Genomic DNA, 19,677 nt, shown 5'->3' on the forward strand with positions numbered 1-19,677 from the left:
TTAAAAATTAAAAGCCGGTGAAAATAAATCACCAACGGAAAATATTTTTAAACAAATCACAAATAAAAAAAAACACTCCAAGTAATTTGAAGTGTTTTTATAAAAATTCGGTTAAATAACCGGTAAAATTATTTTGCTGATTTAATGTCCACCAACTGAACATCGAATATCAACCAGGCATTTGGTGGAATTACACCACCGGCACCACGTGCTCCATATCCTAATTCAGATGGAATTAGCAAAGTCGCAGATTCTCCTTCTTTCATCAAAAGAATACCTTCGTCCCAACCTTTAATTACCTGACCAACACCAATTGGTATAACGATCGGTTCGTTTCTTTTAAATGAAGAATCGAATTCAGTTCCGTCAATCAGTTTACCGGCGTAATGCACAGCTACTTCATCACCAACATTTGGTTTGGCACCGTCCGTAGATTCTGTAATTTTATAATACAATCCGGATGGTGTAACCTGCATTCCGGCTTTTAAATCATCAACCATTTTCTGCTGATTCGCAGCAAATTCTTCCGCTTTTTTCTTTTTTTCAGCTTCTAACTTTTCAAGAATGGCTTTATTATTTTCTTTGATTTTGCCTTTTCCTTCGCTGAAAATTTTTGCTGGATCGTAGTTTTTATATTCATCGCCTTTAGTGAAAACAGAAACTTTTTCTAAAACCACATCGGTTTTTGGTTTATCCTGCGCACCTTTTTCTACGTTTGCGATGGAATCGATAACTTCAATACCATTGATCACTTTTCCGAAAACGGTGTGTTTTCCGTCTAACCAAGGCGTAGCAATTTCAGTAATGAAAAACTGAGAACCGTTCGTGTTCGGACCGGAATTCGCCATTGATAAAATACCTTTTCCGGTATGTTTAAGATCATTTTTTTCGTCATCAAATTTATAACCTGGATCACCCATTCCGGTTCCTTTCGGATCACCTCCCTGAATCATGAAATCCTTGATAACACGGTGAAAAATAGTACCGTCGTAAAACGGGACACCTTTGCCTTTCGATTTGTTATCAATTTTTCCTTCAGCTAATCCTACAAAATTCGCCACTGTAACGGGTGCTTTTTTGTCTTCAAATTGTACAATCATATTTCCTTTAGAAGTTTGGAAATTGGCGTACAGGCCATCTTTTAAGCCTTCGTAAGTTTCTTTGTCTACATTCATTTTTTTATAAATTGGGGTGCAACTTGTGAGTGATATCGCTGCAAAAGCGATGACTAATTTTTTTATCATTTTCTACAAAACTTTGAGTTTTACAATGAGCGGCATATCGTTGGAAATTTTGTCTCCATCGCCAACAGCGCCGTACGCAAGCGCGGACGGAATCAACAGCGTTACCTCTTCACCTTCGTTCATATAACGAAGCGCGTCTTCGATGGGTTTTAATTCCTCAAAACGGCCAAAATTTACATTTAATTTTTTTACGGGTTCGTCATAAAGTTTCACCCAGTCGAAATCGTAAATTTCATATTGGTAAGAAATCAGATCACCATTGTTTTTTCGCGGCCGGGACTGCAAATTTTCCATATTTACCCAGTAGTTCAAACTGGTGCTGTAATATTTTTCCGGCTGTGATTTTATCCAGTCTTCAATCTGACTTTTTTCCAGGTTATTCAGCACTTTTGTACGGTTTTTAGAAACCTGCATTTCCTGTTCGCTCAGCGATCGGCTCGCAGGCGAATATTCCGGCTGGTGCTGTACGCAGCTTGCTAAAAAAAAGAGGACAAAAAGAGGGAAATACTTCATAAAGCTTTTGCGAAATTACGCATTTCAGCGCAAATGTTAAAATCAAAAGCCGGGAACCTCAATTCCCGGCTTTTATTTTATTTAAAATTTCTGAAAAATCTTAGAATTTTGGCTCTACTTTTACTCTCCAACCGAAAGTATCTTCAGCATTATTGGTTTGGATATCAACCAAAGCTTTCTGCAGCTGCAAAGCGAAACTTTCTTCCAAAGTCAGTTTTGGTAATTCCAGTTTCTCACCTTTATAACCAATTGCTTTGAAGGCAGAAGTTACTACCGCAGTACCAACGCCCCAGATTTCTTTTAAAGTTCCGTTTTTATGAGCTTCAACAACAGTTTTTACAGATACAGGTTCAACTCTTAAATCAATTCCTTTCTTTTCTGCAAGTTTAATGAAACTGTCGCGTGTAATACCGTCCAGGATTTTTTCTGATGTTGGCGGCGTATAAATAGTGTCGTTAATTCTCACGAAAACGTTCATCGTTCCACTTTCTTCGAAATATTCATGGGTGGAATCGTCAGTCCAGATAATTTGCTCGTATCCTTCCTCATTCGCCAACTGAGTTGGGTAAAAAGCAGCGGCGTAATTACCGGCAGCTTTTGCGAAACCTACTCCACCATTTGCAGCTCTGGAATAATAATCAGAAATTTTCACAGCTACTGGCTCAGAATAATAGCTTTTTGCAGGTGTTGCAACAATTGCAAACATATATTTATTAGCGATTCTCGCTTTCAAAGCTTCTTCAGTAGCGAAAATAAGCGGTCTGATGTACAATGAGTTTCCTTCACCATACGGAATCCAATCGCGGTCTACATCTACTAACGCCTTCAAACCTTCCAAAAACATTTCCTCAGTAACTTCCGGCATTGCCAAACGGCTGGCGGATTTATTGATACGCGCAAAATTCTTCTCCGGACGGAAAAGGAAAATGTCGCCATCCTTATCTTTATAAGCCTTCATTCCTTCAAAACATGCCTGTCCATAATTTACACCCATCATAGCTGGTGAAAAAGGCAGCGGTCCGTAAGGAACCAATTTCACATCACCCCACTTCCCGTTTTCGTACTCACAGATAATCATGTGATCTATAAATGTATTTCCGAACGAAAAATTATTTGGATCAAAAGAAGAAATCCGTGGATTAGTAGATTTTTGAATTATCATTTTTAAAATTATTTTTGATGTTCTACAAATTTAATATAATTTTTTACATTTCAAAATTTTAAATTAATTTTGGAAAAATTTGGCATGAAAAGGGAAATAAAAACCACTTCCGACGGCAGTAAGACTTTATATATCAATGCTTTAAATGAAAGCTACCACTCACACCACGGCGCGCTCCAGGAAGCACAACACGTCTTTATTGATAATGGACTAAAGTTGATAAATAATTACGAAATAAATATTCTTGAACTTGGTTTCGGAACAGGACTGAACGTTTTAGTAACAATTAATGACTTTTTGAAAAATGGTAAAAAGAAAAAAATACACTATTTTACCCTGGAAAAATATCCCGTAAACGCGGAAGAACTTAAACTGCTGGATTACAGCGAATTTTTTGCCGATTTAGCCGTTAAAGAATCTTTTGCGAAAATCCACGAAGCAGAGTGGAATATTGAAACCGAAATTCAGCCGAATTTTTTTCTGACCAAATTCAAAAGCGATTTTTTCGCCCTTCCAGAGCTGAATTTTCCCAAAATAGATTTGGTGTATTTCGACTGTTTCGGCGCGCGCGTGCAGCCGGATTTATGGGAAAAACCACTTTTCGAAATGGTCGCAGATAAAATGGCTGATGGCGCTTTGCTTACCACCTATTCGTCCAAAGGAAGCGTGCGCAGAATTTTGCAGGATTTAAATTTTAAAGTGGAAAAAAAAGCCGGTCCGCCCGGAAAACGGGAGATGATCAATGCGATAAAATTTTCCGAAAACAAATAATTTCTAAATTAGCTAACTTTGTTTAATTCAAAGATGATTTCATGATCGACAAAATAAATGTGCGCGTTTATGTGGCGCTGCTGAAAGATAAAAAAGTACTGGGTTTACACGAAGAATATGTAGGCCAACAGCTGCTGAAATTTCCCGGCGGCGGTTTGGAATTCGGCGAAAGCGTTCTGGAATGTCTCCAGCGCGAGCTTGAAGAAGAGCTGAATATTAAAGCGAAAAATATCACGCATCTTTATACGCAGGAAAATTTCATCGTATCAAAATTTCGCGACAATGAGCAGCTTTTAAGCATTTACTATGAGGGAGAAATCGCAGACGAAAAAGAACTGCTCATCATGGACCCATGCATCGAAAAATTAGAATGGATTTCCCTCAGCGAAGAAAATCCATTTTTATTACCTGTCGATAAAGTAGTTTTTGAACTGCTTAAAGAGAAATATTTATAAAATTTCGTTCAGCATTTTTGCAAGACGCAGACCGCCGTACAGAAGCTGTCTTTCCAAAAGCGGCTCAAATTTATAATTATAATCGTAAGAATAAGCGGCATCCGGTTTTGTATTGGCATAGATGCGGTTCGCAGCTTTGTGACTGTCGAAAAGCCAGTCTTCCAACGTTCCGTTTTGAATTGTTTTTACTTCCTGTTTAGATTTTTTATCTAAAACTTCCGCAAATTCGGTGTAGCTGTAATTTTGGAATTCTACAAGTTTGGTATCCCATAAGGAGTGAAGATTGGTGTTGTCGCCGAAAAATTTCAGTTTCACTCGGTTTCCACCTAAATCTTCAGCGCGTCCCACGTGCATCGGCTGCGCCGCATCGCCCATTAAATGGATCAGAAAACGCAAAGCAATTTCTCGGTCCTTCGGAGCCGTTTTTTTGTCTTTTATCTGGTTCGCCAAAGTTTTAATTTGGGTGTACATATTAGGTCCCGCCTGACTTTCCAAGGAATCTTTAAACTGCTTGAGATTAGATTGTGGGCTGATATTTACATAATGCCACACTTCGGTAGGTTTCCAGACGCCTGTTGTATCAGATTTTATCTGATCCGGCCAGTTTGCCCAATACGCCAGTTTTTGGTCGCCGATAATTTTTTTCAGATTACGTTTGGCTTTTGCTGATAAATGCTGCTCTGCAATTTCTGCAACAACACGGTGGCCCGTGGTTCCCCAACAATACGCAAGGTTAAAACTTAAAAGTGCTAAAAGAACGAAAGTGCTCTTTATTGATATTTTCATACTATTTTTTTACTTTAAAACTTAAATAGCCGGGATAAGGCTGCAAGTAACCACTATTCCAGTTATGTTGCAAGAGCGATTCAATAAATTCGTCACTTCTGTCTTTGTGCGGATCATAAGGTTGTTTAATACTTACATCGGCAATATTACCTTTTACATTCCACCAGAAAGCGCTCCAGCCGCCGCGAAGTTCTCTGATGATGTCGTAAACAGTTTTGCCGGTAGCACGGTTCATCAGTTTCGCAAAAACGCGGCCTTCTGTTGTAGTAAGGTCGCGGAGCTGCATTTCATATTCATCAGCTAATTTTTGCTGGCGTTCATTCACGTATTTTTTTTGTGCATTTTTATCCATTTGGTTTAGTTCCGTCTGGATATCTTCGTATTGTTCTAAAGCTGTTAAAAAAAGTGGATAAACTCTGTTTAATTTTTTATTGAGAAAAAAGTAGTAATTCTGGTCAAGTTGATTATTGAATTTCGGCTTATTTAGCAGAATTAATTCGTCCATAACAACTACATTTTCACCGTCAATTTCGTAGATTCTGGCTTTTTGGCTCGCGTCGTAGTAATATTTATTGCCGAACTGGTCGGTTTTCAGAAGTTCCGGAGGATACTCGCTGATGGGTTTTACTCTTTCTATGACCTGTGCGTTTAGACAAAGTCCGAAAAACAGGACAAAGAGTAAGACTATCTTGTTAAAATTCATTATTTTTACCTTCTTTTAAATCAAAATTTAGTCAAACAAAAGTCATTCCTTTCTATGAAATTTGCAAATAAATCTCTAAAGTTTTTAGAAGAATATTTAAACGTCGCATCGCCAACAGGTTACGAGCACAACGGCCAGAAAATCTGGATGAATTATCTTAAACCTTACGTTGATAAAATTGAGGTTGATCATTACGGAACCTGCTACGGAATCATAAATCCGGAAGCCGAATTTAAAGTTGTAATTGAAGCGCACGCGGACGAAATTTCCTGGTATGTGAATTATATTACCGATGAAGGTTTAATCTACGTCATCCGGAACGGTGGTTCTGACCAAATGATTGCGCCGTCGAAAGTCGTGAATTTGCATGGTGAAAGAGGAATTGTAAAAGGAGTTTTCGGCTGGCCCGCGATTCATACGCGCGGTGTAAATTCCGACGAGCCGGTTCCGAAACTCGAAAATATATTTATCGATCTTGGCTGTTCAAATAAAAAAGAAGTTGAAGAATTGGGCGTTTTTGTCGGAACGATGATCACTTACCCAGATGAATTTTTCCAGCTTAATGACAAATATTTCGTTTCCCGCGCGCTTGATAACCGGATCGGAGGTTTTATGATTGCTGAAGTCGCCAGACTTTTAAGCGAAAATAAAAATACGTTGCCTTTCGCTCTTTATATCACCAATTCTGTACAGGAGGAAGTAGGTTTGTACGGTGCGGATATGATTGCGGACACCATAAAACCAAATATCGCGATTATCACCGACGTTACACACGACACTTCAACGCCGATGATCGAAAAAAAGAAAGAAGGCGACCAAAAATGCGGCAGCGGTCCGGTGATTACCTTTGCACCTAGCGTTCACCACAATATTCGTGAACTGATTGTACAGACCGCTAAAGAAAAAAATATTCCGTTCCAAAGAGCCGCTGCAAGCCGTGCAACCGGAACCGATACCGATGCTTTTGCACATTCCAACGGTGGAACGCCGTCCGCACTGATTTCTTTGCCACTGCGCTATATGCACACAACGGTGGAAATGGTTTCAAAAGAAGATGTAGCCCACGTAATCGACCTGATTTATGAATCTTTGCTCAAAATCGAGCCGAAAATGAATCTGAAATATCACCAGTTAGCGGAAACAAATTAAAACAGAAAAAATTGCATGAAAACAAGATTAATTGCTCCTTCCCTGCTTTCCGCAGATTTCGGGAATTTACAGAGAGATATCGATATGCTGAACCATTCGCAAGCGGACTGGCTGCACGTCGATGTGATGGACGGCCGTTTTGTGCCGAATATTTCCTTTGGTTTTCCGGTGATGAAAACGGTTAAAGAACATTCCACCAAATTCATCGATGTACATTTGATGATCGTAGAACCGGAAAAATACGTGGAGGAATTTATCGACCTCGGAGCTGATCTCGTATCTGTACATTATGAAGCCAGCGTTCACCTGCACCGCACGATTAATTTAATTCAGCAAAAAGGCGCTAAAGCCGGAGTGGTTTTAAATCCGTCGAGTCCTGTTTTGCTTTTGGAAGATATTATTGCAGAAGTAGATTTGGTCTTGTTAATGAGCGTAAATCCGGGTTTTGGCGGCCAGAAATTCATCGAAAATACTTACAAAAAAATCGCCGAAACCAAAGATTTAATTTTATCGAATAATTCCACCGCGCTGATTGAAGTGGATGGTGGCGTTAATCTGGACAATGCTTCGAAACTTTTTGCGGCCGGCGCCGATGTTCTGGTGGCGGGAAATGCAGTTTTTTCCTCAGACAACCCGGAAAAAATCATCGAGCTGCTTAAGTTTTAATACCAAACAATCTTAAACAAAAAAAAAGCCCTTATTAGGGGCTTTTTTTTATTAATAGCTACACAGCAAAAATTTGCCGTTAAAAGGCGATATTTTTAGAAAATTTCTTTTCCAGCAAAATGGAAACTTGCTTCGATTAAAGCGTTTTCATCGGAATCCGAACCGTGAACAGCGTTTTCACCAATGCTTCTTGCAAACATTTTACGGATAGTACCTTCTGCAGCTTCCGCAGGGTTTGTAGCGCCGATTAAAGTTCTGAAATCTTCAACAGCGTTATCTTTTTCCAAAACAGCTGCAACGATCGGTCCTGAACTCATGAATTCGACCAATTCTCCGTAAAACGGTCTTTCAGCGTGAACTTCGTAGAATTTTTTCGCATCGGCAACGGTAAGTTGGGTTAATTTTAAAGCGTTGATTTTGAAACCTGCTTCAGCAATTTTCCCTAAAATAGCACCAATGTGACCATCTGCAACCGCATCTGGCTTAATCATGGTGAATGTAATTTTATGTGACATATCTCTTGTTGTATTTGGCTGCAAAATTACAAAAACTTTTAGAATACTGCGCGGAAAATCTCATCAATGCTCGGAAAATCCTTTGGCACGAAACTTGTAAATTTTACCACGATTCTCATGTTTAATTTGAGTTTTCATGGTTATTAGTTTTTACCCAGCCTTGGCTGGGTTTTTTTATATCACGTTATTTTCGTCGGCTTCTTCCATAATTTTCACGTACGTGGAATATCTGCTTTCCTGAATTTTTCCCTTTTCTACGGCAGTTAATACCGCACATTTCGGTTCATTCAGATGCATGCAGTTGTGGAATTTACACTCTCTGCCAATTGCAAAAATTTCAGGAAAATAATGCTGAATTTCTTCCTTTTCCACATCGATCATCGCAAATTCACGCACGCCCGGCGTATCGATAACACTTCCGCCGAAAGTCCAGAAATGCATCTGCGCAAAAGTCGTGGTGTGTTTTCCTTTTAAATGAGTTTCGGAAATTTCGGATGTTTTCAGATTTAAATCCGGCTGTAAAGCATTCACCAAAGTTGATTTTCCACTTCCGGAATGACCGAAAAAAACCGATACTTTATCTTTAATTGTTTGTTTTAAAACTTCTAAATTCAGTTGCGAATAAGAGGAAATTTCCAGAGAATCGTAACCAATTTCGTTATAAATTTCAGCGATAAAACGTGTTAATTCTTTTTCCTCGTCGGAAAGAACATCCATTTTATTGAACAAAATCAGCGGTGTGATGTTGTACGCTTCACAGCAAACCAAAAAACGGTCGAGAAAACCAAGTGAAGTTTCGGGATGTTTTAAGGTGAAAATAAAGCACGCCAAGTCGATATTTGAAGCAATGATATGCGCTTCTTTCGAAAGGTTTACGGATTTCCGGATGAGGTAATTTTTCCGCGCATCAATTTTAGTTATCCAGGCAACGTCATCCTGCTCCAAAGAAAATTCCACATGATCACCCACAGCCAAGGGATTGGTTAAACGCGTTTTTATCAGCTTAAATTTTCCGCGGATGCGGGCCTCAAAAAACCTACCCGATTCTGCTTCTAAAACCTGGTACCAGCTTCCGGTGGATTTTGTGATAAGTCCCTTCAATGCGAATTTTTATTTTAAATACTGTTTTGAACCTCGATGGATTCTTCGTGAATTGCCTTGAAAACCTTTTCAATGAATTCTGCGGACATGCCGGATTCATCAGCTTTTTGGTTTGCGTATTCAGTAATGACTTTCCATCTTTCCGGCTGAAAAATGGCAATATTATTCTCTTTTTTTAGATTTCCGATTTTTTCGGAAATCTTCATTCTTTGACCCAAAAGTTCAATCAGCTGAAAATCCAAATCCGAAATCAAAGTACGGTGACGGCCCATTTCGCCTTCAAAAGCAGATATATCGGAAGTTCGGAGTTGTAAATTTCCTACCAATTCTGCTAAAACTTCCGGCGTAATCTGCTGCGAAGCGTCGCTCCATGCTTCATCAGGATTGCGGTGCGTTTCAATCATCATTCCTTCATAACCCACATTCAGCGCTTCCTGCGCAACACCAGCTAAACCCGTGCGGTTGCCACAAATATGCGACGGATCCACAATTACCGGAATATTTGGAAATTGGTTTTTAAAATCCAAAGCGATTTGCCAGTTAGGCACGTTACGGTATTTCGTTTTCTGATACGTAGAAAAACCGCGGTGAATTACTCCTAAATTGGTGATATTCTGACCTAATAATCTCTCCAGTGCGCCCACCCACAAAGCTAAATCAGGATTTACGGGATTTTTAACCAAAACCGGTTTGTTGGTACCTTTTAAAGCTTCAGCAATTTCCTGAACGGTGAACGGATTAACGGTGGAACGCGCGCCAATCCAAAGAATATCCACATCAGCTTCCAAAGCCGCAGCAACGTGATGCGCATTCGCAACTTCGGTGGCAGTTTTAAAACCGTATTCCTCTTTTACTTTTTTTAACCAGTTCAAACCAATTACGCCTACCCCTTCAAATCCGTTTGGTTTCGTTCGTGGCTTCCAGATTCCGGCACGGAAAATAGGAACCGGCGCGCCGGATTCTTTAATTCTTTTCGCCGTTTCCAGCATTTGTTTTTCGCTTTCAGCACTACACGGGCCAGCTATAATCAAGGGTTTCGGAAATTCATCCACCCAGGTATTTTTTAAATCTTGTAAATTCATCTTTGAAATTGGGAAATGGGTACTTTAATTAAAATCCAGTTTAAAAAGATCGTCTAAATCTTTTAAAACCGGGTTAATTTCCGCAAATTTATTGAAAATCTTTCGTTTCGTGATGATTTCTTTTTTCATCGTAACGTCCAACTGATATTCTATTGAAATATTGAAGTGGTTAACTTTCCGCATAAAATGGTTAAAAAACTCCACACGGATTTTTTCAAACTCGCTTTTTGCAGATTCCGAAGGATACGTAATCAGCACAATATCTTCGCTTTTTTTATGGAAAGAAAAGGAGCTGATGGCGTTGTAAATAATGATGTCGCGTTGTTGTAATTCTTCCAGAAACTTTTGCCATTCAGTTTGCAAATCTGTTTCGCTGAAATGCTGGCTTGGTAAAACTTTTTTCGCTTCGGCGTTAAAAATTTCCGGCTGTTCGTCGGTTTTTTCCAGCGCTGCGCTGATGCTGAATTTCGAAGCTTTTTTTTGAATTCCAGTTGGAGCAGAAGTTTTTTCGAAAGTTTTCGGAACTTCTACGTGATTTTCTGTTGGATTTTTTACCGGCTTTTCTGCTATTTTTTGTTCAATTTCTGTTTGAACATATTTAAGAAAAGGTGCTAAAATCAGGAATTTTTTTTTTTGGAATCTTGCTGATTTGCAGTGAGTGAGCACAATTGCATTAAAGCAATTTCTACCGTTAAACGCGGGTTTTTTGAGTTTTTATAATTGATGTCGGCGTGATTACAAATTTCCACCGCATCCACCAACTGTTGCGAAGACCATTTTCTGCTTTGCTCGGTGAACCTCTGTTTGGTTTTTTCTCCAACTTCAATTAAATCCACAGTTTGCGGTTGTTGCGCCATCATCAGATCACGGAAATGATTCCCTAAACCGGCAATAAAAATATGTGGATTAAAACCTTTTTTAATGATTTCGTTCAGCGCAAGCAAAGATTCAGCAATTTTGTTTTCGTGCGCAAGATCTACAATATTCAAATATTGCTCGTAATCAAGAACATTTAAAACTTCTGCAGCTTTTGCTAAAGTGATGTTTTTCTGGGAAAAAGTTGAAAGCCGGTCGAAAATTGAAAGCGCATCGCGAAGAGCACCGTCAGCTTTTTGCGCAATCAGATACAGTGCGTCGTCTTCGTAATTTATTCCCTCCTGTTCGGCTATTTTTTTTAAATGTAGCTGAATGTCTTCAATCGTAATTCTTTTAAAATCAAAAATCTGACATCGCGATAAAATCGTGGGAATAATTTTATGTTTTTCCGTGGTCGCTAAAATGAAAATCGCGTGCGCCGGCGGTTCTTCCAAAGTTTTCAAAAACGCATTGAAAGCGGCTGATGAAAGCATGTGAACCTCATCAATAATATAAATTTTATATTTCCCCACCTGCGGACCGAAACGCACCTGATCGGTAAGTTCGCGGATGTTGTCCACTGAATTGTTGGAAGCGGCATCTAATTCAAAAATATTGTAAGCAAAACCATCTTCGGAAGTTGAACCGTCGCGCTCATTTATTTTTCTTGCTAAAATTCGTGCGCAGGTGGTTTTTCCAACGCCGCGTGGACCGCAGAAAAGTAAGGCCTGCGCCAAATGGTTCGAAGTGATGGCATGTTCTAAAGTTTCTGTTATATGCGCCTGCCCCACAACAGTATCAAACTCTTGCGGACGGTATTTGCGGGCAGAAACTACGAAATTTTCCATGGGGTCAAAAATAGACAAATAAATGAGAAATAAAAAATTGTACTGCTAATTATTAAGCAGCAAAAAGGAGAAAAAACATCAAAATAGCGGCAAATAAATTCCAAGAAAAACTCCCGAAAAAATTCCGGGAGTTTTGGCATTTTTTTCTGAAATTCCTACCCTTCTTCAAGAAGTTCGCGGTTTTGATATTCCTGAACCAAATCAATCGCATTGGTCACTACATCGCTTAATGCGGTGATGAAAGTTCCTTCTTCCGCCATGCTCATTGCATGTTTCAGTGCTTCTATTTCTTTCGGAATGATTTCATAACTCACGTTTTTTCCGGCTTGCTGCATTCCGGTGATGATGAGTTCGTTTATTTCATCTTCAGTGCGGCCGCGCAAATGTTTTTCGTTGCGGATGATGATATAATCGAACATTCTACCGGCGATTTTTCCGCATTGGCGAATGTCTTCATCTCGTCGGTCGCCAACACCGGAAATAATTCCGATTTTTTTCGTGGCTTCTACGTTTTTCAGATATTCTTCAATTGCTTCGTACCCCGCTGGATTGTGCGCGAAATCAATAAGCACCTGGAATTTTTTAAATTTAAATATATTCAGCCTTCCTGGAGTAAGCGCGGGACTTGGTATAAATGTCCGAAGTGAATTCGCGATATCGTCAATAGCAAAACCGTGTAGATATGCGGATAAACTTGCAGCAAGGACGTTCGCGATCATGAACTTCGCTTTAGCTTCCATCGTAATCGGAACGTGTGTCGCTTTGATGATCCGGATTTTCCAATCGCCTTTTTTAATGGTGATAAAACCTTCTTCATAAACACAGGAAATTTTGCCTTCTTTGGCGTATTTTTTCATGTGCGGATTTTCTTCATCCAAACTGAAAAGTGCCACTCGGGATTCCAGTTCCGGCATCAAACGCATCGAATATTCGTCGTCGGCATTCATTACGCTCCAACCATCTTTTTTCACGGAATCCATCACCACACGTTTAACTTTGGTCAAATCGCGTAGATTGTGAATATCATTCATTCCCAAATGATCTTCTTTAATATTGGTCAAAACGCCAATATCACACGATTTAAAGCCCAGACCGGATCGTAAAATTCCGCCGCGCGCTGTTTCTAAAACTGCAAATTCTACGGTTGGATCTTTCAGCACAAATTCTGCAGAAATCGGTCCGGTCGTATCGCCTTTTGTAAGCATCACGTTCTGGATATAAATTCCGTCTGATGTCGTAAAGCCAACACGGTAACCGTTATTTTTTACGATGTGCGCAATTAATCTGGTGGTCGTTGTTTTTCCGTTGGTTCCGGTAACAGCGATAATTGGGATTTTAGCTGGTTTTCCGGGTGGATAAAGCATGTCAACAACAGGCGCAGCGACATTTCGTGGCAAACCTTCGCTGGGCGCCAAATGCATTCTAAATCCTGGTGCAGCATTCACTTCTAAAATTGCTCCGCCGCTTTCTTTCAGCGGTTGTGTAAGGTTTTCTGCCATGATATCGATTCCGCAAACATCGAGACCGATTATTCGGGAAACACGTTCTGCCATGGTGACATTTTCCGGGTGAACCATGTCCGTAACATCTATTGAAGTTCCGCCGGTGGAAAGATTTGCTGTAGATTTCAGATAAACAATTTCACCGTTTTTTGGAACAGATTCCAAAGTATAATGCAGTTTTTCCAGCAGCTCGTTGGTGTCTTTATCGACGGTAATTTCAGTTAGAACTTTTTCGTGACCGTAGCCGCGAAGCGGATTAAGATTTTCCTTGTCGATCAATTCCTGGATGTCGAGTTTTCCATCGCCTATAACATGTGCCGGTACGCGACGCGCCGCCGCAACCATTCTATGGTTTATGACTAAAATGCGGAAATCATAACCCGTGATATAACGTTCTACAATTACATTTTGTGAAAAATTCTGCGCATGCTGGAGACCAATTAAAGCAGTTTCGAAGTCATTAACGTTAATTGACGAACCTTTGCCATGGTTTCCATCCAGCGGCTTTAAAACAATCGGATAACCAATTTTTTCAATAACGGTCCGTAAACCTTCTTCGTCGGAAACCAAATCTCCCGACGGAACCGGAATTGCAGCCTGGTCCAGCATTCTTTTCGTCAGTTCTTTATTGCAGGCAATTTCCACCGCAATGGAGCTGGTATTTCCGGTAATTGTAGCTTGAAATCTTTGCTGATTTACGCCATATCCGAGCTGAACAAGAGAATTCCTACCCAAACGAATCCATGGAATTCTTCTGCTCACCGCTTCTTCCACAATACTTCCGGTTGATGGTCCCAAGCGGTGTCTTTCACGGATTTCTCTTAAATTCTGGATGCACGCATCAATGTCATAATCAATATTTTCAATAAGACATCTTGCAATTTCTACGGATTGCTCTGCCGCGTACACGCCGGAATTTTCTTCGAGGTAACTGAAAACCACATTATAAACGCCCGGAGTTTTCGTTTCTCTGGTTCGCCCAAAACCAGTATCCATGCCGGCAACGGTCTGAATTTCAAGCGCGATATGTTCGATCACGTGGCCCATCCACGTTCCCATTTCTACGCGCTGAAAAAATCCACCTTCCACACCTTCGGAACAGCGATGCGTAATTAAGGACGGAATCAAACGTTCCAGTCGTTCACGAAAACCCGGTATTTTATTGGTTGGTAAATGTTCTATTTCTTCTAAATCCAAACGCATCTGAATAAGATTTGGACGCCTGATGCTCCAAATATTCGGACCGCGTAAAACTTGTATTTTTTCAATTTTCATAGAGAATAACTGTCTTTTTTTTAATGCTTTTATGTTTTTTCTACAATCAAAGATAATAGAAAAGCATAATAAATGGTTAAAAATTATTTTCAACGCTGGTTGAAAACCTTTTTTCGGAGCTAAAAAGGCTCATTTTCAGACGGAATCAACTCCGAAAAATTAACGGCAGAAATGGTATTTTTTTCTACATTTGCAAATATGGAAGCAGTTGGAAAATTAATGATTATCGGTGGTGCAGTAAATAAAGGCAGCTTTTCGGAAACCGATTATGATCAAAATATAGAAAAAAACCTTAATTTCTTCGAACGCGGAATCCTCCGTAAAATCATCAACGAATCGCGGTTGAAAGAAGATTCCGTCATCGAGATTGTTACCACCGCTTCACAGATTCCGCAAATCGTGGGACCCGAATACAAAAAAGCTTTTGAATTTCTAGGCGCTAAAAACGTAAATATTTTAGACATTACAACACGCGAACATGCAAACAGCGACGTCATTACAGATCGGGCAACTGCAGCGGACGTCGTAATGTTTACCGGTGGAGATCAGCTGCGCCTCACTTCTATTTTAGGTGGCAGCCGTTTTCACGATATTATTTTAATGAAATATCTAAAGGAAGATTTCATTTATGCCGGAACTTCTGCAGGTGCCGCAGCAGCTTCCGAAAATATGATTTATCAGGGCTCCAGCGGTGAAGCTTTGCTAAAAGGTGAAATAAAAACCACCCAAGGTTTGGGTTTTATAGAAAACGTAATTGTGGATACGCATTTCGTGCAGCGCGGCAGAATTGGACGTTTGTTCCAGGCTGTGGTAAACAATCCGCGGACTTTGGGCATTGGTCTGGGTGAAGACACCGGTTTGTACATTTATAAAGACAATATGACCGCGATTGGTTCCGGGCTTGTAATTTTGGTGGATGGCCGTTTTATTAAAGATACTAATTTGACTAACGTTGAGCTTGGCCAACCGATTTCAATAGACAATCTTGTGGTCCACGTATTATCGCAAAACGATTTTTATGATTTGAAGACCAAAGACCTTACAATCGTTAATTCTCAGTACAACCCAATTCCCCAGGTGAATTAAAGTAGAAGTTATTTTATCATTATTTAAATATTAAACGAAATCGCAGTTTTCGTTTTTTTTATTGTTTTTATTCCAAGTTTTTTTTAATTAAATGTAACTTTACTTTAACCAAAAACACTCATTATGAAAACTTTAGCTTCAATTCTCGCACTTCTGTTCCTGGTAAATTGCTATTCTTACAAAGCGGTTTCTGATACTACTTCGACCGTTCCGGATGTAGATAAAACCTACGAAATCTCTCTGAAAAACAATGAAAAAATGCGCGTAACCGACCTGAGGAAAGACGGTGACCAATACACATACACCGACAAAGACGGGCAAACGAAAGCGATTTCTGAGGATTCCGTTCTGTTGCTTCGCGAAAAGAAATTTTCTTACGGAAAAACCATCGGTTTGGTCGCAGGAGCTGTAGGTGTCGTTGTAATTATTGCCGCAGGCATGGCGGTAGCCGAATTTGGTGGTGCCATTCAATAAATCTGCCTTTTTTAAAGCAAAAAAATATCTTTTTTGTTTAATTATATTTGGAGAAATAATACACGCTATGAAAATTATAATTCACGGTGGTTTTTTCTCGGAAAGCGACCAAAGTCACGAAGTAAAAGTTGCAAAACAGGATTCACTAAAATCCATAGTCAAAAAAGCTTTTGATTATCTGGAGACACACAGCGCGGCGGAAACTGCGGTTTTTGCCGTTACACTTCTGGAAGACGACGAACTTTATAACGCCGGAACCGGATCGCAAATTCAGAGCGACGGAAAAATACGGATGAGCGCTTCGCTGATGAATGGCGAGACGCAAAAATTCTCGGGCGTCATCAATATTCAAAATGTGAAAAATCCGGTGGAAATCGCGGAATTTTTAACGAAAGAAGACGACCGCGTTTTAGGAGATCAGGGAGCTAAAAACTATGCGACCAAAAACGGTTTTCCCGACTACTCTACCGAAACTGCGCAGCGCCGAAGAGAGTTCGAAGAAAAATCGAAAAACGGCGGCAAAGGAACGGTTGGTTGTGTGGCTTTCGACAAAAGGGGAAAAATTGCTGCTGCAACTTCTACGGGCGGAAAAGGTTTCGAGCTTGAAGGAAGAATTTCAGATTCCGCGACCGTTGCGGGTAATTTTGCAAATAAATTTTGCGGCGTAAGCTGCACTGGAGTTGGTGAAGATATCGTCAGTAATGCCACGGCAGCAAAAATTGTAATCCGCGTGACGGACGGAATGTCTATTAGTGAAGCTTTCGACAAAACATTTGCCGAGCTGAAAGAAATTGATGGTTTTGCAGGCGCAATTGCGATTGATCATTTAGGAAATATTCAGCACCGGGATTCTCATCCGACCATGGTTTTTGCAAGCTTCGACGGACAGCAATTCGAAGTTTTTGAATAGCTTTTTAAAAAGAAAAGATTTGCTGTTTTAAGGCCGAAAATTTTTAATTCTTCAAAACTGCATAATCTTTGCTGAACACTTCGGAACATTAAAAATATCATTATGAAAAAGTTGATTTTATTTGCCGTTTTAAGCGGAGTATTTTTCGGAAGCTGTGCGCAGAAAGAAGAACAGCGCGAAGAATACAAAGAAGAGCACAGCGTGGAAGAAAAGCGAAATGCGGGCGTAGATTCTGCGGCTTTCGATGATGAAGATCAGGTGGAAGATTCGCTTGAAGCAAGATAAAAATGCGTCGGTTGACGCATTTTTTTTAGTTAAAAATTTGCTGCTTTAAAGGCGTTTTTTTTCAAAATTTGAAAAAGAGAAAAATTTGATGTTTTAACGGCAAATTTTTCTGATTTAGAAAACAAAATTCGCTGTTTAAAAAGCAAATTTTTTCTGATTTAGAAAACGAAAATATTCATTGTTTTAGCGGCGGATTTTTTAAAGATAAAAACAAAAAAATTTGCTGTTTTAGCAGCAAATTTTTATTTCTAAAATATTTTTATTTCTAAAATTCAAATAAGACGGAACCCCAGGTAAATCCGCTTCCAAAAGCTGAAAGCAAAACCAGATCACCGCGCTTTATTTTTCCTTCCTGAATCGCTTCGCTCAAAGCAATAGGGATTGAAGCCGCCGTGGTATTTCCGAAACGCTGAATGTTGTTATACACTTTTTCGTCCGGCAAACCAAAACGTTGCTGAACGAACTGCGAAATACGCAGATTCGCCTGGTGTGGAATAAACATATCCAAATCTTCAGGAGTTTTTCCCGCTTGCTGCAAAGCTTCGTTCATGGTTTCCGGAAAGCGTGTTACCGCATGTTTAAAGACAAAATTTCCGTTCATTATCGGGTAAATTTCCGCATCGGTAACATTTTCAGGTTCCAGACGCATACGGTCGCTCCAGCCAAATTTTGAACCCGGGAATTTCGTACACAATTCTTCAGCATGTTTTCCTTCGGAATGCATATTCGTTGCTAAAATATCGCCGCTGTTTTCGTCTTCCGAAGCCGACAAAATTACAGCGCCGGCACCATCGCCAAAAATCACCGAAACTCCGCGGCCAGCATCAGAAAAATCAAGTCCGAAGGAATGAATTTCAGCACCGACGACGAGAATGTTTTTATACTGACCAGCTTTAATAAAAGCATTCGCCACGCTCATTGCATAAATAAATCCGGAACACTGATTGCGGACATCCAGCGCGCCGATGGTTTCGCAACCTAACATTTCCTGAAGCAAAACTCCACATCCCGGAAAAAAATAATCCGGCGAAAGTGTCGCGAAAACGATAAAATCCAAATCCTTAGCCTCAAGTCCGGCCATTTTTAAAGCCGCTTCCGAAGCTTTGAAACCGAGAAAAGCCGTAGTTTCTTCGGAGTCATTTCGGTTTTTGCGGTGGTGCCGTTCTTTGATGCCGGTTCTTTCGGTAATCCATTCATCATTTGTCGTCATTAATTTTGACAAATCATCGTTGGTCACTATATTTTCAGGGACGTAATGGCCGATCCCCTTGATGGAACTTTTTATCATAAACTTTAGGTTTTAACAAAGATAAAATATTTTGCACGATTGCCGGTTTTTTCCAGAAAAATCTAATTTTATCCTACATTTGTGTCATGGCGATAGAAATACTTTTTAAAAATTCAAAATGCGAGTGGGTTGATGTTGAGCACCCGACAGAAGAAGATTTCGCTTATCTGCAGCAAAGATATCAGATCAACAGCCTGCTTTTGGAAGATACGGTTGACGTGAATCATTTGCCTAAGTTCGAGCAGGACGGAAATGTTGAATTTTTTCTGATGCGCGAAAATACGCAGTCGGAACGCTCGAATTTAAATACCATCAGCGATGTATCAACAAAACTCGGTGTCTTTCTGCTTGATAAAGTGATTATCACAATTCACCGCATGAACAACCGAAGTATTTATGAATTTAAAAAAGAAATTCTGCTGCCGGAAAATAAAGATATTTCTCGCGACACGATTGCTCTGAATCTGGCTTTAAAGGTGATGAAATCGTATGATGACGAGTCGAATAATTTGATGGAAATTATGGACCAGCTTGAAAACGAGATATTTTTAAAGAACACGAATCATTCCACGCACATTCGTCGTTTGTACCGTTTGAAAAGAAAATCGGGACTGAACGCGAGAATTTTAAATATTTCATCTGTTTGGGTGGAAAAATTTAAAATGCTGGATTTGAAAGATGCTTCAGTTACGGATCTCAAAGATAAATATAAAGATGTCGTCGGAGATTTTGATCATTTGAATGCGCAGGTGACGAACTTAATTTCGATGTTTCTGGCGATGAGCGACCAGAAAGCAAACCAGGTGATGAAAGTGCTTGCGATCTATTCCATGTACTTTTTCCCGATTACTTTTATCGCCGGAATTTACGGAATGAATTTCGATGTGATGCCGGAACTTGAAGCGAAAAACGGTTATTTTATTACGCTCGGCGTGATGGGTGTAATCGCGCTTATAACTTTCGTTTATGTTCGCAAAAAAGGCTGGTAAATGCCACTTTATAAAACG

At 39.8% G+C, this 19,677-nt stretch carries 21 protein-coding genes; 9 read left to right on the forward strand and 12 right to left on the reverse strand.

Annotated elements, in window-relative coordinates:
- Positions 1-128: 128 nt before the first annotated feature.
- The 3 genes from OA84_RS08205 to OA84_RS08215 all read right to left on the reverse strand — a co-directional run bounded on the left by OA84_RS08205 (position 129) and on the right by OA84_RS08215 (position 2,919).
- Complete coding sequence (locus OA84_RS08205; protein ID WP_156965054.1) at positions 129-1,175, reverse strand: peptidylprolyl isomerase; 1,047 nt, start codon at positions 1,173-1,175, stop codon at positions 129-131.
- A 72-nt stretch (positions 1,176-1,247) separates the two neighbouring features.
- Positions 1,248-1,757, reverse strand: a complete 510-nt coding sequence (locus OA84_RS08210; RefSeq protein ID WP_039344649.1) for an FKBP-type peptidyl-prolyl cis-trans isomerase — start codon at positions 1,755-1,757, stop codon at positions 1,248-1,250.
- 100 nt (positions 1,758-1,857) lie between these two features.
- Positions 1,858-2,919: a branched-chain amino acid aminotransferase gene (locus tag OA84_RS08215; protein ID WP_039344651.1), complete on the reverse strand. Its 1,062-nt coding sequence runs from the start codon at positions 2,917-2,919 to the stop codon at positions 1,858-1,860.
- 84 nt (positions 2,920-3,003) lie between these two features.
- Here OA84_RS08215 and mnmD point away from each other — a divergent pair, with 84 nt between their 5' ends.
- Positions 3,004-3,690 carry a tRNA (5-methylaminomethyl-2-thiouridine)(34)-methyltransferase MnmD gene (gene mnmD, locus OA84_RS08220; protein ID WP_039345908.1) on the forward strand — a complete coding sequence of 229 codons (687 nt, stop codon included), beginning with the start codon at positions 3,004-3,006 and terminating at the stop codon, positions 3,688-3,690.
- A 41-nt stretch (positions 3,691-3,731) separates the two neighbouring features.
- Entirely contained in the window at positions 3,732-4,145 is a 414-nt protein-coding gene (locus OA84_RS08225; protein WP_039344652.1) for an NUDIX hydrolase, read from the forward strand.
- Here the strand turns inward: OA84_RS08225 and OA84_RS08230 are convergent.
- The gene (locus tag OA84_RS08230; protein WP_039344654.1) at positions 4,140-4,931 is read right to left on the reverse strand and encodes a S1/P1 nuclease; all 792 of its coding nucleotides are present in this window, start codon (positions 4,929-4,931) and stop codon (positions 4,140-4,142) included. The two genes, OA84_RS08225 and OA84_RS08230, sit on opposite strands and share 6 nt — an antisense overlap.
- Before the next feature lies 1 nt (position 4,932).
- Positions 4,933-5,634, reverse strand: coding sequence for a DUF4294 domain-containing protein (locus OA84_RS08235; protein ID WP_039344656.1), 702 nt, complete (start codon positions 5,632-5,634; stop codon positions 4,933-4,935).
- A 54-nt stretch (positions 5,635-5,688) separates the two neighbouring features.
- Between OA84_RS08235 and OA84_RS08240 the strand changes: the two genes are divergently transcribed.
- Positions 5,689-6,783, forward strand: coding sequence for a M42 family metallopeptidase (locus OA84_RS08240; RefSeq protein ID WP_039344658.1), 1,095 nt, complete (start codon positions 5,689-5,691; stop codon positions 6,781-6,783).
- Positions 6,784-6,798: 15 nt separating this feature from the next.
- The gene (rpe, locus tag OA84_RS08245) at positions 6,799-7,449 is read left to right on the forward strand and encodes a ribulose-phosphate 3-epimerase (RefSeq protein WP_039344661.1); all 651 of its coding nucleotides are present in this window, start codon (positions 6,799-6,801) and stop codon (positions 7,447-7,449) included.
- 95 nt (positions 7,450-7,544) lie between these two features.
- Here rpe and OA84_RS08250 read toward each other — a convergent pair whose 3' ends face one another.
- The 6 genes from OA84_RS08250 to cphA all read right to left on the reverse strand — a co-directional run bounded on the left by OA84_RS08250 (position 7,545) and on the right by cphA (position 14,627).
- Entirely contained in the window at positions 7,545-7,964 is a 420-nt protein-coding gene (locus OA84_RS08250) for a nucleoside-diphosphate kinase (RefSeq protein WP_039344664.1), read from the reverse strand.
- A 174-nt stretch (positions 7,965-8,138) separates the two neighbouring features.
- Entirely contained in the window at positions 8,139-9,065 is a 927-nt protein-coding gene (gene rsgA, locus OA84_RS08255; protein ID WP_039344668.1) for a ribosome small subunit-dependent GTPase A, read from the reverse strand.
- A gap of 14 nt (positions 9,066-9,079) precedes the next feature.
- Positions 9,080-10,147, reverse strand: coding sequence for a chorismate mutase (locus OA84_RS08260; protein ID WP_039344670.1), 1,068 nt, complete (start codon positions 10,145-10,147; stop codon positions 9,080-9,082).
- Between the two features lie 24 nt (positions 10,148-10,171).
- Positions 10,172-10,813, reverse strand: coding sequence for a hypothetical protein (locus OA84_RS11555; RefSeq protein ID WP_233701832.1), 642 nt, complete (start codon positions 10,811-10,813; stop codon positions 10,172-10,174).
- Positions 10,765-11,850, reverse strand: a complete 1,086-nt coding sequence (dnaX, locus tag OA84_RS08270; protein WP_039344673.1) for a DNA polymerase III subunit gamma/tau — start codon at positions 11,848-11,850, stop codon at positions 10,765-10,767. The genes OA84_RS11555 and dnaX overlap by 49 nt, the downstream gene beginning before the upstream one ends.
- 155 nt (positions 11,851-12,005) lie before the next feature.
- A complete protein-coding gene (gene cphA, locus OA84_RS08275) occupies positions 12,006-14,627 on the reverse strand; it encodes a cyanophycin synthetase (protein ID WP_039344677.1) in 2,622 nt (873 codons plus the stop codon).
- Positions 14,628-14,825: 198 nt separating this feature from the next.
- Between cphA and OA84_RS08280 the strand changes: the two genes are divergently transcribed.
- The 4 genes from OA84_RS08280 to OA84_RS08295 all read left to right on the forward strand — a co-directional run bounded on the left by OA84_RS08280 (position 14,826) and on the right by OA84_RS08295 (position 17,382).
- Complete coding sequence (locus tag OA84_RS08280; protein ID WP_039345914.1) at positions 14,826-15,713, forward strand: cyanophycinase; 888 nt, start codon at positions 14,826-14,828, stop codon at positions 15,711-15,713.
- Positions 15,714-15,836: 123 nt separating this feature from the next.
- On the forward strand, positions 15,837-16,187 hold the full coding sequence (locus OA84_RS08285; RefSeq protein ID WP_039344680.1) for a hypothetical protein: 351 nt from the start codon (positions 15,837-15,839) through the stop codon (positions 16,185-16,187).
- 67 nt (positions 16,188-16,254) lie between these two features.
- Positions 16,255-17,097, forward strand: coding sequence for an isoaspartyl peptidase/L-asparaginase (locus OA84_RS08290; RefSeq protein ID WP_039344682.1), 843 nt, complete (start codon positions 16,255-16,257; stop codon positions 17,095-17,097).
- Between the two features lie 102 nt (positions 17,098-17,199).
- Positions 17,200-17,382 carry a hypothetical protein gene (locus OA84_RS08295; protein WP_039344683.1) on the forward strand — a complete coding sequence of 61 codons (183 nt, stop codon included), beginning with the start codon at positions 17,200-17,202 and terminating at the stop codon, positions 17,380-17,382.
- A 265-nt stretch (positions 17,383-17,647) separates the two neighbouring features.
- Here OA84_RS08295 and OA84_RS08300 read toward each other — a convergent pair whose 3' ends face one another.
- Positions 17,648-18,670 (reverse strand): 3-oxoacyl-ACP synthase III family protein, encoded by a 1,023-nt coding sequence (locus OA84_RS08300; protein WP_039344685.1) that lies wholly within the window; start codon positions 18,668-18,670, stop codon positions 17,648-17,650.
- 86 nt (positions 18,671-18,756) lie between these two features.
- On the opposite strand from OA84_RS08300, the gene OA84_RS08305 reads away from it, so the two are divergent.
- Entirely contained in the window at positions 18,757-19,659 is a 903-nt protein-coding gene (locus tag OA84_RS08305) for a CorA family divalent cation transporter (RefSeq protein WP_039344687.1), read from the forward strand.
- Positions 19,660-19,677 lie beyond the last annotated feature (18 nt).

Origin of the sequence: Kaistella solincola, assembly GCF_000812875.1 — a bacterium.
GTDB classification, from domain to species: domain Bacteria; phylum Bacteroidota; class Bacteroidia; order Flavobacteriales; family Weeksellaceae; genus Kaistella; species Kaistella solincola.

What these genes read in the sequence shown, in the direction of transcription:
- OA84_RS08205 (WP_156965054.1), bottom strand. Translation starts at nt 1,175, where the DNA reads ATGAATGTAGACAAAGAAACTTACGAAGGCTTAAAAGATGGCCTGTAC.
- OA84_RS08210 (WP_039344649.1), bottom strand. Translation starts at nt 1,757, where the DNA reads ATGAAGTATTTCCCTCTTTTTGTCCTCTTTTTTTTAGCAAGCTGCGTA.
- OA84_RS08215 (WP_039344651.1), bottom strand. Translation starts at nt 2,919, where the DNA reads ATGATAATTCAAAAATCTACTAATCCACGGATTTCTTCTTTTGATCCA.
- mnmD (WP_039345908.1), top strand. Translation starts at nt 3,004, where the DNA reads ATGAAAAGGGAAATAAAAACCACTTCCGACGGCAGTAAGACTTTATAT.
- OA84_RS08225 (WP_039344652.1), top strand. Translation starts at nt 3,732, where the DNA reads ATGATCGACAAAATAAATGTGCGCGTTTATGTGGCGCTGCTGAAAGAT.
- OA84_RS08230 (WP_039344654.1), bottom strand. Translation starts at nt 4,931, where the DNA reads ATGAAAATATCAATAAAGAGCACTTTCGTTCTTTTAGCACTTTTAAGT.
- OA84_RS08235 (WP_039344656.1), bottom strand. Translation starts at nt 5,634, where the DNA reads ATGAATTTTAACAAGATAGTCTTACTCTTTGTCCTGTTTTTCGGACTT.
- OA84_RS08240 (WP_039344658.1), top strand. Translation starts at nt 5,689, where the DNA reads ATGAAATTTGCAAATAAATCTCTAAAGTTTTTAGAAGAATATTTAAAC.
- rpe (WP_039344661.1), top strand. Translation starts at nt 6,799, where the DNA reads ATGAAAACAAGATTAATTGCTCCTTCCCTGCTTTCCGCAGATTTCGGG.
- OA84_RS08250 (WP_039344664.1), bottom strand. Translation starts at nt 7,964, where the DNA reads ATGTCACATAAAATTACATTCACCATGATTAAGCCAGATGCGGTTGCA.
- OA84_RS08260 (WP_039344670.1), bottom strand. Translation starts at nt 10,147, where the DNA reads ATGAATTTACAAGATTTAAAAAATACCTGGGTGGATGAATTTCCGAAA.
- dnaX (WP_039344673.1), bottom strand. Translation starts at nt 11,850, where the DNA reads ATGGAAAATTTCGTAGTTTCTGCCCGCAAATACCGTCCGCAAGAGTTT.
- cphA (WP_039344677.1), bottom strand. Translation starts at nt 14,627, where the DNA reads ATGAAAATTGAAAAAATACAAGTTTTACGCGGTCCGAATATTTGGAGC.
- OA84_RS08280 (WP_039345914.1), top strand. Translation starts at nt 14,826, where the DNA reads ATGGAAGCAGTTGGAAAATTAATGATTATCGGTGGTGCAGTAAATAAA.
- OA84_RS08285 (WP_039344680.1), top strand. Translation starts at nt 15,837, where the DNA reads ATGAAAACTTTAGCTTCAATTCTCGCACTTCTGTTCCTGGTAAATTGC.
- OA84_RS08290 (WP_039344682.1), top strand. Translation starts at nt 16,255, where the DNA reads ATGAAAATTATAATTCACGGTGGTTTTTTCTCGGAAAGCGACCAAAGT.
- OA84_RS08295 (WP_039344683.1), top strand. Translation starts at nt 17,200, where the DNA reads ATGAAAAAGTTGATTTTATTTGCCGTTTTAAGCGGAGTATTTTTCGGA.
- OA84_RS08300 (WP_039344685.1), bottom strand. Translation starts at nt 18,670, where the DNA reads ATGATAAAAAGTTCCATCAAGGGGATCGGCCATTACGTCCCTGAAAAT.
- OA84_RS08305 (WP_039344687.1), top strand. Translation starts at nt 18,757, where the DNA reads ATGGCGATAGAAATACTTTTTAAAAATTCAAAATGCGAGTGGGTTGAT.